Here is a 12,960-nt window from a genome sequence, read left to right on the forward strand (position 1 = left end):
CCGCGCGCCCATCCGATTGCCGCAGGCTGACGAAAGGCGTCGAGCAGCGTTGGGTCAGTCAATCTCATCTCCGGCAAGCGGCGGGATCGCGAAAAGGCGGTCCCGATTGGCAAGCGCCGCCCGATGGCGGCGGCTACAAATTTGCACAGTCGGAAATATCAATCAAATTATTTTTCCTATAAGAAAATTATATTTCTCAAACTATCGAAATTGCGCATCAAATGGCACAGGCCGCACCGCGCCGTTCCGGCGGTTGGGCCGGCGGGCGCGGATCTGGCGCGTCGTCTGCGCTTTCACGTCTGCGCCAGGTGACACCTGACATGGCGGGCGCTCTCGCTCAGGCGCCGCAGCACCTGGCCCGCCTCGCAGCCGCCGCCAATCCGGTCGCACCTCTGCTTGTAGAAGCAGCCGTCCGGCAGATGGCGGTTGTTGGGAAGCTCGCCCGCACGCACCTGGGCAATATCCGGCAGCGGGCTCTCGAAGCTCGGCGCAGCCGCCAGAAGCGTCTGCGTGTAGGGATGGCGGGGATTGCGCAACACTTCGTCGGCCGGGCCGGATTCGACGATCTGGCCGAGATACATCACCGCGACGTCGTCGCAGAAATGGCGCACCAGCGCGACGTCGTGCGAAATCAGGAGATAGGTGAGCCCGCGCTCCCGCTGCAGCTTCAAGAGCAGATTGATGATCTGCGCCTGCACCGAGACGTCGAGCGCCGATGTCGGCTCGTCCAGCACCAGCAACTCCGGGTCCGTGCTGATCGCGCGGGCAATGGCGATGCGCTGGCGCTGGCCGCCTGAAAACTCGTGCGGCAGGCGATCGAGGTGTTCCGGACGGAGCCCGACGGCGATGGCCAGTTCCTCGGCCTTCTCATGCAGTTCGGCCCTGCTGTGCCCACCGCGAATGTGCAGCGGCTCGCTGATCAGCCGCCAGACCGGCAGGCGCCGGTCGAGCGAGGATTGCGGATCCTGAAAGACGATCTGCATCTTCTGCCGCAAGGCGCGCTTTTGCTTGCCCTGAGCCTTCTGAAAATCCTCGCCGTCGATCGCCAACCTGCCCTGTTCAAATGGCGCGAGCCCGATGATCGCCTGGGCGAGCGTGCTCTTGCCGCAGCCTGACTCGCCGACGATGCCGAGGCTCTTGCCGGCGCCGACCTCAAGGGTCACGCCATTGACCGCATGCACATAAGACGTGGGCCGCCCCAACCAGTTGCGGGAGGCCGGGAAGCGGACATGGAGGTCGGAAACCTCGAGCACCGGCCGCGCTATCGTACCAACGCCTTCGGTCATTGCCGGCCTCCCTGCTCTACGAGTTCGGTCGCCACACCGCGACGCCAGCAGGCGACCTGCTGGCCGCTGGCCCCCACCAGTTGCGGAGACCGGGTTCGACATTGTTCGACTGCTTCCTTGCATCGCGGCTGGAAGTAGCAACCCGCCGGTGGGTGCAGAAGGTTCGGCACAGCGCCAGGGATCGCTTCGAGTTCCTGCTTCGGCGCGACCCGCTCCGGCAGGCAGCGCAACAGCGCCTGGGTATAGGGATGCTGCGGCGTTTCAAGGACCGTCCGCGTCGCGCCGTGCTCGACGATCCGCCCGGCATACATCACGTAGAGCCGATCGCAGAGCTGCGAGACGACGGCGACATTGTGCGAGATGAAGATGACTGACGTGCCTGTCCGGTGCGCCCGGTTCTGGATCAACCGCAGGATCACCGCCTGCACGGTAACATCGAGTGCAGTCGTCGGCTCGTCGGCGATGATCAGGCCGGGGTTGCAGGAAAACGCCATGGCGATCAGCACCCGCTGCCGCATGCCGCCGGAGAGTTCGAACGGATAGAGGTTCATGACCCGCTCGGGCTCGCCGATCAGCATGTCGGCAAGAATGTCCCGCGCCACGCGCCTTGCCTCGGCGAGATCTATTTCCTCGTGGCGCATGATGACGTCGGTCAGCTGCTTGCCGATACGGATCGTCGGGTTCAGCGCGTTCATCGGTTCCTGGAAGATGGTCGAGACCACCTTGCCGCGCAGGTCCTGCAACTGATTGTCGTCCATGGAAAGCGTGCTGTGGCCAAAGAGCCTGACGGTGCCACCGGTGATGCGGTAGCGTCCCTTGGGCAGGAGCCCCGTTGCCGCCATCGTCGTCACCGACTTGCCGCAGCCGGACTCGCCGACGATACCGACGATCTCGGCCTTGCCGACGCTGATCGACACATCGTCAAGCGCCTTGACGGCGCCGCTGAAGGTTGGAAACTCCAGGGACAGGTTGTTGATGGCCAGCGCCTGGCCGCGTGGTTCTGCCGTTCCCATCGTCATCATCTGCCCCTCAAGCGCGGGTCGAGCATATCGCGTATGCCGTCGCCGACGAGATTGCACCCCATGGCCGTGATCAGGATCGCCAGGCCCGGGAAGGTCGCGTACCACCATTGGTCGAGCATGTAGCTGCGGCCGCTGCTGACGAGCGCGCCCCATTCGGCGGTCGGCGGCTGCGCGCCGAGGCCGATGAAGCTGAGGGCGGCTGCAATCAGCACGACGCCGCCGAGATCGAGGGTCGCCTGGACGATGATCGGCGACATGGCGTTTGGCAGGATATGCCAGCGCAGGATGTAGAACGGCGAGGCGCCAAAGGTGCGCGACGCCTTGACGAAGACCTGCTCGCGCAGCGACAGCGTCTGGCCGCGGGCGAGGCGCACATAGGCGGGGATGCGTACGATCGCGACCGCCAGCATGGAATTGAACAGGCTTGGGCCAAGCGCCGCGGCCAGCGCCATGGCGAGCACCAGCGCCGGCAGGGCGAGCACGACATCCATCAGCCGCATGATGGCGGTATCGACCCGACCGCCGACGACGCCCGAGAAGCAGCCGATCAGCACCCCGACCGACATCGAGATCAGGACGATCATGAAGGCGGCGCCGCAGGAAGCCCTTGCCCCAAAGATCACGCGCGAGAACAGGTCGCGGCCGACCTCGTCGGTGCCGAACCAGTGCGCCGCACTCGGTGGCAACAGGCGCGCCGTCAGCGACACCTTGTCCGGATTGTAGGGCGCGATCACGGGTGCGGCGACGATCATCACGAGGACAAGCAGGATGATCGCGACGCCGACCAGCGTCAGCGGGCTGCGGCGGCTGAGGTACCAGAAATAGCGCAGCCGCTCGGAAAAGGACTTGGTCCTGCGCATTGCTGCATTCGACGCGGCAGGCTCTGTCGGCATGACGGCGGACATGATCAGACCTCCCTGATCTGCGGGTCGGCGAGCATGTAGGCGAGATCGACCAGGAGGTTGATCAGCACGTAGCCGATGGATGCGACGATGGTGAAACCCATGATGGCGGGGAAATCGAGGGTCTGGATCGAGGTCACAACATAGGTGCCCATGCCCGGCCAGGCGAAGATCGTCTCCGTCAGCACCGCGCCATAGAGCAGATCGCCGAGCGCCAGCCCGAGCAGCGTGATCGACGGGATGAGCGCGTTTCTGAGCGCATAGTTGAAGATGATCATGCCCTTGCGCAGGCCACTGGCGCGTGCTGTCCGGATGTAATCTTCCTGCAGCACGTCGAGCATCGAGGCGCGGATCTGGCGCGTGATCACGCCCATATTGGCAAAGGCGAGCACGAAGCCCGGCAGGATGATGTGGTAAAGGGCGCTGCGGAATGCGTCGAAACGGCCCTGCAGCAGCGAGTCGATCAGCAGGAAGCCTGTGATGCGCTCGGGTGTCGCAATACCCATGGCCAGGCGCCCGCTGCCGGGCAGGATCTGGAATTTCGCATAGAAGACGTAGATCAGGATCAGGCCGAACCAGAAGACTGGCATCGAGATGCCGCAGACCGAGACCGTTCGTGCCACCTGATCAATTGGACCGTCCTTGTAGACGGCCGAGAGCACACCGAGCGGCACGCCGAGACAGATCGCGATGAAAAGCGCGACCAGGCCGAGCTCCAGCGTCGCCGGCAGGAAGGTGCGGATATCGGCCGCGACGGGGCGATTGGTCCTGAGCGACGTGCCGAGATCGCCCTGAAGCAGATTGCCGATATAGATGGTGAATTGTTCGACGACCGGCCGGTCGAGACCGAGATTGCGCCTGACATTTTCAAGCGTCTCGGCGCTTGCCCTGTCGCCCGCGATCATGCGCGCCGGATCACCGGGAATGAGATGCGAGATCGTGAAGGTGATGACCGCGACCCCCAGCACGACGAAAAGCAAGAGGATCAGACGCGGAAGAATGATGCGGGTGATTGCCATGGACGTCAGCCCTTCCGGCAGGGGAACCCCGGCCTAGCTTGGGAAACGAAGAACCCTGCCGCCACGGCCAGGGGCCGGCGGCAGGCGTTCCGTGGAATGCGGTCGGCCAAGCGAAGCTTGACCGTTCCTCCTCACTCCGTCTTCGACATCGTTCCGAAGTTGTAGACCTGGATCAGCATCGGATTGTAGACATAGCCCTTCACCGCGGCGCGGCGGGCGAAGATGTCGTTCTTCTCCATGATGTAGAGATACGGCGCGTCGTCAGTCGAAAGCTTCTGCGCCTCGATGTAGAGAGCCTTGCGCTTTGCTTCGTCGACGATCGAAGCTGCCTCTTGGACGAGACCCGTCACCTTGCTGTTGTTGTAGAAGGAACGGTTGCCCGGGCCGCCCATCTTACCGGCGTCGAACCAGTAGTTCATGAACATGTAGGGGTCGGCGAAATCAGGCGTCCAGGCGCCGGGCGCCATGTCGAACTTGCCGTTGGCGACCAACTCGCGCTTCGTCGTGTCGGCGACCGCCTGCAGATCGAGCTTGACGCCGATTTCTGCGAGAGAGGCTTGCAGCGCCAGACCGACCGGTTCCCAGGCAGGATCGGCCTGCGAGAAGGTATAGGTCAAATGGATGTCACCCTTGCCGGATTCGGCAAGCAACGCCTTGGCCTTCTCGATGTCGTAGCTGTACTGGAAACCCTGGGGATCATGCCCCCACATGCCGCTCGGCACGGCGCCGCGCATCTGCTTGGCCTGACCGAGCATGATGCCGTCGATGATGCCCTGGTAGTCGACCGCATAGGAGATCGCCTGACGCACCTTGGCGTCGTCGAGCGGCGGCTGGCGATTGTTCATGTAGATGTAGTTCACATACATGCTCGGATTGCTCTCGACGACGACGGAGGCATCCTTCTGCAGCGCTTCTGCCTGATCGAGCGGGATCTGTTCGATGATGTCGGCATCGCCGTTGGTCAGTTGAAGGCGACGCGCCGACACGTCGCCGACAATGCGGAGCACGACTTGTTTCAGCGCCGGCTTGGCGCCTGCATAATGTTCGTTGCTGTCGAGCACGATGCTCTGGTTGCGCTCCCAGGAAGCGATGCGATAGGGACCGCTGCCGGCCGTATGCTCGGCGAGCCAGGCCTTCGCCATGTCGCCGTCCTTCTCATGCTCCATGACCTTGGGATTGATGATCGCAGCGCCGGAGACGGCAAGCGTTGAAATGAACGGCGCAAACGGCGCGGTCAGGTGAAACTTTACGGTCTGTGGGTCGACGACCTCGACCTCCTTCAAGACCGGGAACGCGTCGGAGGGGCCAGCCTTCAGCTTCATCAGCCGGTCGAAGCTGAATTTGACGGCGGCGGCATCGACCGGCGAGCCGTCGTCGAACTTGTGGCCGGCCGCAATCTTGAAGGTCCAGACGAGACCGGCATCGTCGGCAGTCCAGCTTTCGGCAAGTTCCGGCCCGACTTCCGTCGAGGCGCCCTTGTAGGCGACGAGCCTTTCATAGGCGGCATAAGTGAGCGTGTAGCCGCTGTTGCTGATCTCAATGCCTGGATCGGCTGTCGGCGGATCTTCCGCGCGCGCCAGCACCAGCACGTCCTGCGCAGCAATCGCGCCGGAAAGCGGCGTCGATGCCAGAAGCAATGCAATGCCGATCGATTTCCACTTGGAACCGTTCATCTCGTCGTCCTCCCCAGAACTGCGGCGTGCGATGCCCTCCCGGCACCCACCGCAGTCCTAGACTAGAAAACGATTTTCCTAAGTGCAATATTTTTTCTTATCATATTTGTTTTTTAGTTTCGATCAGCTTTTGAGCTTGATCGTCTGCGCGTTTGCCAGTGTGGAGACCAATTCGGTTTCCGGGGTCGAGCAAACGCACAGGATTTGCGCCGGCTCCTCGCTGACGCTCAAATAGGCGTGTCCCATCATGGCGTCGAAGTAGCAGGAATCACCCTTCTTCAGCCGAAGGGGCGCGTAGATCTCGGTGTGGAGTTCCAATTCGCCGTCGAGGACGTAGAAAAACTCCTCGCCCTTGTGGCGGATCAGCGGTCCGAACTCCTCGAGCGTGCGCGCCCGTGCCATCGCCAGGATCGGGACCATCGACTTCTTGGAAATCTCCGTGCAAACATAGAGATAATCGTAGTTCTGCGTGACGATCTCCCGCCCGTCGCCGGATTTGGTATAGGTGCGCCGCCCCATCATGTTGGGGACGTCTTCCGCGCCCGTCATGGTCCCGAAAAGCTCGACGATGTCGACCTTCAGGCCCTGGGCAAGCTGGATCAAGCGGTCGTAGGTGAGCTGCATCTGGTTGTTCTCGACCTTGGAAAGGGTCGAGACCGCAAGCCCGGTCATGGAGCTGACTTCGGCCAAGGTCCAGCGGTTGCGGTTGCGAATATCCTTGAGGATCTCGCCGAGGCTGGATTTCGCGTCGGTCATCGTTGGCGTCTCCATTTGCCTGCCGCCATCGAAGTGCTCGCCGGTTCTCGCCCGCCCGCAACACAGAATCCGATTGGCATGATAGGAAAACCATTTCCTATAATACGTGGCCGAAAGCAACATCGTGTTGACGGCAATCCCTGCCCCACAACCACTTGCAGCGTTTCGAAGCCCGCCTAATCCGCAAACGGGTTGGCGACCCTTGGCCAATAGGGGCGCTTCAGCTTGGTGAAAGCCAGATCCTCGAAAGTCGGCTGCAAGGCGCCTGGCGCACTGACGTAAAGAATGTCACGCGCGATCGGTTCGAAGCCGGCACGGAAGTGGTTGCTGGATTTCACCACGACGATTTTCTTCTGCGCCGGGTCAAGCCCCAATGCCGTCATGCATTCCGGATGGAAGGTCTGGGTGCGAACGGTGTTGAGCACGATGTCGATGCTGCCGGCAGAAACCCACACGGCATCGCCGATGGCAAGCGGCGTCGGCCCGAAGCGCTGGGTGATGCCGGACGCGACGCGCCTGACCGTCACCGTCAGGTCGAGCGGGTCGCCGGATGCAGGCCCCACCTTGCCGCCGATCCTCAGTGCCAAAGTGGCCCCTTCCCCCGCCTCGCGGCACATGCGAACCGCAATCGGATCCCAATAGAGGCAGGAGGCCACGTCTTCGATGCCGCGCTCGATGATACGACGCAGGATGAAGGTCGAGTCTCCAGGTGCGCCTCCGCCGGCATTGTCCGAAACATCGGCAAGCACGATCGGACCGCTTGTCGCGGCAACGGCCCGGTCCAGCGCCGCGTCGATCCCGAGATAGTCTCCCCGCATCTGTTCACGCGCCTCGAATATCTCGCGAGCGAAGGACCGGGCGACACGCACGGCTTTTTCCGGATCGTTGTCGGTCACAACAAGCATCTTGGCACCGACATCCTCGACATCGCCCCAGGGGAAGCCGTGACCGAAGGAAACCGAGAGCACACCGTCCTGCCCTTCCATCGCCTTCATGCGGTCAACGATGCCACGCAAGGGCGCGCGATGCGGGTGGAAGGTGTTGATCATGCGGCAATCATGCATGCCCATGGCCGGCTTCACATCGCCCGCAAGTGTGCGCTCCATCAACCGGAACAGTTGTTCCGCAACCTCTTCGATGTCGGTGTGCGGATATTCCTTGTAGGTGGCGATCATGGTCGCATTGGCCAGCATGCGTTCGGTGATATGGCAGTGCAGGTCGAGTTCGGCTGCGACCGGCACATCCGGCCCGACCACCTGCCGGACATGCGCAAGCAGATCGCCTTCGACATCGTCGTAGCCGTCCGCCACACAGGCTCCGTGCAGAGCAAGCATCACGGCGTCAACGGGCATCGCGGCCTTGAGATCGTCGAGAATGGTGGCGCGGAAACTCTCATAGACCGCTCGCGTCGTCCTGCCGCCGGGCTCGGCCACGGCGCACAAGCTCTCCACCACATCCCAGCCTTTTTCTTGCGCGGCATTGCGCCAGACGAACATTTGCGAAGAGCAGCAGTTGAGCGGCTTGCCGGTGGCATCGCCATAGGCGATCAGGTTCTCTCGGAAGGCCTCGATGCCGGTCTGCATGGGCGAAAAGGTGTTGGTCTCCGTATCCAGCCCCGCGATGAAAAGTTTCATTTTCGCCTCTCGCCTATCAAGAAAGATATTTTCTAATCATAAAACTATGTTTATCGTCGGAAAGTCAAATGCATTATCCGCGCCCTTGCGCGGCTGACCGGGGAGGCAGGAATGCGCATCTATATTTCCGCTGACATCGAAGGGATCGTCGGGGTCGTGAGCCGCGACCAGTTGATGCCCGAAGGTTTCGAGTACGAGAACGCCCGGCGCTGGATGACGGACACCGTGGTTCACGCCTGCGAAGCTGCGTACGAGGAAGGCGTCGAGGAGGTCATCCTCAGCGATTCCCATGGAAATGGCGAGAGCATCCTGATCGACCGCCTGCCCGACTACGTACAGGTCGTGCGCAGCTGGCCGCGGCCGCTGATGATGATGCAGGGCGTCGAACTCGGTTCCTTCGTCGGCGCGATGCTTCTCGGCTACCATGCCGGCGCAAGCCACAAGGGCGGCGTGCTGTCGCACACGATCGGCGGCACCGCCTTTGCCGAAGTGCGGATCAACGGCACCGTCATGCCGGAGGCCGGCATCAACGCCGCCATCGCCGGACATTTTGGCGTACCGGTGCTGCTCGCATCCGGTGACAACGTTGCCCTCGACGAAATCAAGGAGCGGATCGGCGACATCGTGACGGTGCCGGTCAAGCAAGTCTACAGCACGCAATCGGCGATCACATTGACGCCCGCCGTCGCCCATCGCCGCATCCGCGAGGGCGTCAAGAAGGCATTGTCGAGGGCCGGTTCGGCAAAGCCGTTCAAGTTGGAGAACCCCGTCCTTGAGATCGTCTTCCGCAACCGCCTTCCGGCCGAATATCTTTCCTATCTCAAGGGCGTCGAACGCACCGACGGGTACACGATCCGCTACCCGGGCGACGACATGGTCGACGTCTCGCGTTTCATCCAATTCGTGGTCGGCTACAATTCCCGCCTCACCTTCTGACGAGCATTTCCGCGGAACCAATCCATGACCACCTCTATCGTCCTCGGCGCCGGCATGGTCGGCGTCTCCACAGCGCTAGCTTTGCAGGAAACCGGGCACCAGGTGGTGCTTATCGACCGCAAGGCACCGGGCCGGGAAACCAGCTACGGCAATGCCGGCATCATCCAGACCGAGGCCGTCGAACCCTATGCTTTTCCTCGCTCGCTTGCCGAGATCGTCAGGGTCGGATTGAAGCGCGGCAACGATACGGACTGGCGGCTCGGCGACATGCCGCGGCTGGCCGGACCGCTCTGGCGCTATTTCACGCAATCGGCGCCGGCGACTTATGCGAGAACCGTCGCGGCCTACTCGAAGCTGGCGCTGCGGGCGAGCGGCGATCATGCGCGCTTCATCGAACCCGCCAATGCCGGCGACCTGATCGTTCGCGAGGGCTGGCGCGCGGTCTACCGTTCGCCAGGAAAGCTCGATGCGGCTGTCGCGACCGCCGAGCGTCTGAAACGGGAATACGGTGTGCCGTCGGACGTGCTTACCTCCGACGAGCTTGCGGCAAGCGAGCCTGCGCTCAAAAGCCGGCTGGCGGGCGCAGTCCATTGGACCTCACCCTGGACCTGCCGTGATCCGGGCGACCTGGTCTCGCGCTACGCCGCGCTCTTCGTCGCCCGCGGCGGCAAGGTCGCCCAGGGCGATGCCATGTCCCTGCAGCAGACCGGCGCGGGCTGGCGGGTCCTGTCGGAGCGTGGCAATCTCACGGCTGAAAACGCGGTCGTCGCCCTGGGGCCGTGGTCGCCGATGCTTTTGGCGCGGTTTGGCTATCGTGTCCCCATGGTGTTCAAGCGCGGCTACCACTGGCACTTTGGCGGCAAGGAAGGCCCACGCATTTCGATGCTGGACATCGACAGCTCCGCCTTGATCGCCCCGATGAACGCGGGGTGGCGGGTTTTGACCGGCGCGCACCTGGCGCCGCTCGGCACCGCCCCGGCATCCCGACAGATACGACACGCCGTCAACGCCGCACGAACGCTCTTTGCACTCCGCGACCCCATCGAAGCAGCGCCATGGTCGGGTACCCGTCCCTGCATGCCCGACATGCTTCCCGTCGTCGGGCCCAGTCGTCACAAGGGCCTGTGGTTCCATTTCGGCCATGGGCACCAGGGCTTCACCCTGGGGCCGACGACAGCACTTCTCCTGGCCGAGCAGGTTGCCGGGAATCGCAACAATCCGCTGGCCCTGCCCCTGTTGCCGTCGAGCCGAGACTGGGCATAGCCGAACGTCAGGGCCCGGTCATTGGCGCACGGTCGAAAATGTGCGGTCGGCCAGCCGCGGCAGCATGAGCCGGAAGGCGACGCTGCGGGCGCTTTGGAACAGGATCAGCGCGATCCACAGTCCGTCATTGCCGAAGACCGGCTGCAGGATCGCCCAGGCGGCAAAGTAGATCACCAGCGAGGCGACCATCAGATTTCGCATCTGCCGCGACCAGGTGGCGCCGATATAGACGCCATCCATCTGGAAGGCGACGATACCGAAGATCGGAAGGGCGGCGACATAGGGCAGGTACGCGTGTGCAAGTGCTGACACGCTTTCCGACGGGGCGGTGATGCCGATCACCCAGTCGCCGGCCACAAAGAGACAGAGCGCGACGAGCCCGGCAAAGACGAAGCCCCATACCGTGGTCAAACCAACAGCACGGTCGAACGCCGGCCGGTAGCGCGCGCCGACGGCTCGTCCGGCCAGTTGCTCCGCCGCCGTTGCCACCCCGTCGAGAAAGGCGACGCCGAAGAAATAGAAGCGCAGCAGGATCGTATTGGCCGCAAGGACTTCGATGCCGAGCATGCCGCTTTGGCGGGTGAAGAAGGAAAGCCCGATCAGAAGCGCGAAGGAGCGGATCATCATGTCGCCGTTGACCGAAAAGGCGCGACGGAAGGCTGTCAGATCCGGCAGGTTCCACGCGGTCCGGTCGGTCTTTGCCCAGATGAGGTAGAGCCCCGCCAGTGCCGTGACGGCTTCGGCAACGAGAGAGGCGGCAGCAACGCCCGCCACGCCCCAGCCGAGACCGAGGACCCAGTGCACGCTCAAGCCGGCGTTCAGCGCATTGAGCAGAGTTTGCAGGATCATGCCCCAGAGCGCATCGCCACGCCCGATGATCCAGCCGAAAACCACGAAATTGAAGAGGACGAAGGGCGCCGACCAGACCCGCCAGGCGAAATAGGTGGCGGCCGCTTCGGCGACCTTGCCTTCCGCGCCCATGGCGGCAAGGCCAAGCGCGCCGATCGGCTTTTGAAGTAAAAGCAGTGCCAGCCCCGCCACGATCGCGATGATGAGGCCGCTTGCGAGCATGCGCTGCTCTTCACGCCGGTCACCGGCGCCGAGCGCCTGGGCCGTAAAGCCCGTGGTCGCCCCTCGCAGGAAGTTGAAGGTGACGAAGATGACGTCGAAGATGACGGTCGAAAGCGCCACGCCGCCGATCAGGGTCTCGTCGCGCAACTGGCCGATGACGCCGGTTGCGACGAGCCCGACAAGCGGGCTCGACAGATAGGCGATCATCATCGGCAACGCGATGCAAAGCACGTCGCGATGCGCGATGTCGAAGGGACGGACCGTGACCGCAGCGTGATCGGAAGCGTGTTTCACTCAATCCAGCCGGTGTGGTTCGCCGAGCGTATGCATCAGCCGATTGGCCCAGCCGAAGATTGCAACCGCGTGGATAAGGTCGAGGATCTGCAGGTCGTCGAGGCCGTTCTCGCGCAGATGGTAGAACTGGTAGGCGCCGACATTGTCGGGATGCGCCGTCAGGTCGACGCCGAAATTGAACAGCGCCTGCTCGAATTCCGGCAGGTTCGCGTCAAGGCCGCTGCCATAGATCTCGTCCACCACCTCCGGCCGCTTTTCGAGCTGGATGTAGCGCGCCGCATGAACCGAGGCGCAATAGATGCAGCGGTTGACGAAGGATGCGGCAAGCGCGCCGATCTCCCGGCCACCGCGCGACAGCCCGCCCTCGCTATACATGATGTCGTTGAAGAGCGGCGTGCGCTCCTTCAAGGTTTCCGGCTCGTTGGCGAGAACCAGTACATAGTCCGAAATCTTCTTGTTGGACGGCGTGATCTTCAGCGCGTCGAGCTGTTCGGGTGTGGCGGTCTCGACATCGACCGGCTTGACATAGGGCTTCCAGTCGAGCGCTTCGACGGTGAATTCGTGCACGGCTTGCGACATCTCAGTTGTCCCTCAGCATCTTGAGGCCGGCCGTAACCAGCACCTGATAGTTCACGAAGGCGATGAGGCCGGCGAGCGTGACGATGTCCCGGTCGTCGAGACCTGCGGCGGCGAGCTTTTCGATGTTGGTGCGCGTCGCCTCCTTCGGCGAAAGCGTGACGAGATCGACATGGGCGAGGATCGCCTGAAGGCGGGGGTCTTCGATGCCGTTGCCAGGATCGGCAATCGACGCCAACGCGGAGCCCTCGTCCTCGCGTTCGAGCAGCGCCCGGAAATGCGCGGAGAGCTCCTGCGACTTCCAGAGTGCCGCCATGCGCGCAGCAAGGGCTGCTCGGAGCGCATAGGAGAAGTTGCGCGGATCGACAGGGCGAAGGGCGGCCTGATAGCTCGTCTGGCTCAACTGCTTCAGCTTCGCCCGCTGTTCGCGCAGCGCCTGCAGGTCGGGAAAGCGATCGAGCCCGAGCACGGTGTCAATTACGTCAGTTGTCGATGGAGAGGTCATTGGTTTTCCTGTCATCTGAAACG

Annotated in this window: 12 protein-coding genes; 2 read left to right on the forward strand and 10 right to left on the reverse strand. The window is 62.9% G+C overall.

From position 1 onward, the window contains the following. Positions 1–293: 293 nt before the first annotated feature. The 7 genes from IB277_RS24320 to IB277_RS24350 form a co-directional block, all read right to left on the reverse strand. A complete protein-coding gene (locus IB277_RS24320; protein WP_034801820.1) occupies positions 294–1,286 on the reverse strand; it encodes an oligopeptide/dipeptide ABC transporter ATP-binding protein in 993 nt (330 codons plus the stop codon). Then, the gene (locus IB277_RS24325) at positions 1,283–2,308 is read right to left on the reverse strand and encodes an ABC transporter ATP-binding protein (protein ID WP_083523800.1); all 1,026 of its coding nucleotides are present in this window, start codon (positions 2,306–2,308) and stop codon (positions 1,283–1,285) included. The genes IB277_RS24320 and IB277_RS24325 overlap by 4 nt, the downstream gene beginning before the upstream one ends. After that, entirely contained in the window at positions 2,305–3,213 is a 909-nt protein-coding gene (ddpC, locus tag IB277_RS24330; protein WP_060520890.1) for a D,D-dipeptide ABC transporter permease, read from the reverse strand. The genes IB277_RS24325 and ddpC overlap by 4 nt, the downstream gene beginning before the upstream one ends. A gap of 2 nt (positions 3,214–3,215) precedes the next feature. Then, positions 3,216–4,229 (reverse strand): ABC transporter permease, encoded by a 1,014-nt coding sequence (locus tag IB277_RS24335; RefSeq protein ID WP_060609964.1) that lies wholly within the window; start codon positions 4,227–4,229, stop codon positions 3,216–3,218. 131 nt (positions 4,230–4,360) lie between these two features. Then, positions 4,361–5,902: an ABC transporter substrate-binding protein gene (locus IB277_RS24340; protein WP_034801826.1), complete on the reverse strand. Its 1,542-nt coding sequence runs from the start codon at positions 5,900–5,902 to the stop codon at positions 4,361–4,363. Between the two features lie 123 nt (positions 5,903–6,025). Beyond that, complete coding sequence (locus IB277_RS24345) at positions 6,026–6,658, reverse strand: helix-turn-helix domain-containing protein (protein WP_034801861.1); 633 nt, start codon at positions 6,656–6,658, stop codon at positions 6,026–6,028. A gap of 176 nt (positions 6,659–6,834) precedes the next feature. After that, positions 6,835–8,292 (reverse strand): M81 family metallopeptidase, encoded by a 1,458-nt coding sequence (locus tag IB277_RS24350; RefSeq protein ID WP_060584569.1) that lies wholly within the window; start codon positions 8,290–8,292, stop codon positions 6,835–6,837. Between the two features lie 111 nt (positions 8,293–8,403). On the opposite strand from IB277_RS24350, the gene IB277_RS24355 reads away from it, so the two are divergent. Together IB277_RS24355 and IB277_RS24360 are read left to right on the forward strand one after the other, a co-directional pair. Further along, positions 8,404–9,228: a M55 family metallopeptidase gene (locus tag IB277_RS24355; protein WP_060584571.1), complete on the forward strand. Its 825-nt coding sequence runs from the start codon at positions 8,404–8,406 to the stop codon at positions 9,226–9,228. A 24-nt stretch (positions 9,229–9,252) separates the two neighbouring features. Further along, complete coding sequence (locus IB277_RS24360) at positions 9,253–10,491, forward strand: FAD-binding oxidoreductase (RefSeq protein WP_060584572.1); 1,239 nt, start codon at positions 9,253–9,255, stop codon at positions 10,489–10,491. 18 nt (positions 10,492–10,509) lie between these two features. Here IB277_RS24360 and IB277_RS24365 read toward each other — a convergent pair whose 3' ends face one another. Genes IB277_RS24365 through IB277_RS24375 form a run of 3 tightly spaced genes read right to left on the reverse strand, consistent with a single transcriptional unit; the run spans position 10,510 to position 12,937 of the window. Beyond that, a complete protein-coding gene (locus tag IB277_RS24365; protein WP_371813667.1) occupies positions 10,510–11,856 on the reverse strand; it encodes an MATE family efflux transporter in 1,347 nt (448 codons plus the stop codon). After that, positions 11,857–12,435 (reverse strand): peroxidase-related enzyme, encoded by a 579-nt coding sequence (locus IB277_RS24370; RefSeq protein ID WP_113081111.1) that lies wholly within the window; start codon positions 12,433–12,435, stop codon positions 11,857–11,859. A 1-nt stretch (position 12,436) separates the two neighbouring features. Continuing rightward, positions 12,437–12,937 (reverse strand): CMD domain-containing protein, encoded by a 501-nt coding sequence (locus IB277_RS24375; RefSeq protein WP_192371978.1) that lies wholly within the window; start codon positions 12,935–12,937, stop codon positions 12,437–12,439. Positions 12,938–12,960 lie beyond the last annotated feature (23 nt).

Source organism: Ensifer sp. ENS07 (assembly GCF_014852185.1).
Lineage (GTDB): Bacteria > Pseudomonadota > Alphaproteobacteria > Rhizobiales > Rhizobiaceae > Ensifer > Ensifer adhaerens.

Coding starts and splice junctions, on each gene's coding strand:
- IB277_RS24320 (WP_034801820.1), bottom strand. CDS start 1,286: ATGACCGAAGGCGTTGGTACGATAGCGCGGCCGGTGCTCGAGGTTTCC.
- IB277_RS24325 (WP_083523800.1), bottom strand. CDS start 2,308: ATGATGACGATGGGAACGGCAGAACCACGCGGCCAGGCGCTGGCCATC.
- ddpC (WP_060520890.1), bottom strand. CDS start 3,213: ATGTCCGCCGTCATGCCGACAGAGCCTGCCGCGTCGAATGCAGCAATG.
- IB277_RS24335 (WP_060609964.1), bottom strand. CDS start 4,229: ATGGCAATCACCCGCATCATTCTTCCGCGTCTGATCCTCTTGCTTTTC.
- IB277_RS24340 (WP_034801826.1), bottom strand. CDS start 5,902: ATGAACGGTTCCAAGTGGAAATCGATCGGCATTGCATTGCTTCTGGCA.
- IB277_RS24345 (WP_034801861.1), bottom strand. CDS start 6,658: ATGACCGACGCGAAATCCAGCCTCGGCGAGATCCTCAAGGATATTCGC.
- IB277_RS24350 (WP_060584569.1), bottom strand. CDS start 8,292: ATGAAACTTTTCATCGCGGGGCTGGATACGGAGACCAACACCTTTTCG.
- IB277_RS24355 (WP_060584571.1), top strand. CDS start 8,404: ATGCGCATCTATATTTCCGCTGACATCGAAGGGATCGTCGGGGTCGTG.
- IB277_RS24360 (WP_060584572.1), top strand. CDS start 9,253: ATGACCACCTCTATCGTCCTCGGCGCCGGCATGGTCGGCGTCTCCACA.
- IB277_RS24370 (WP_113081111.1), bottom strand. CDS start 12,435: ATGTCGCAAGCCGTGCACGAATTCACCGTCGAAGCGCTCGACTGGAAG.
- IB277_RS24375 (WP_192371978.1), bottom strand. CDS start 12,937: ATGACCTCTCCATCGACAACTGACGTAATTGACACCGTGCTCGGGCTC.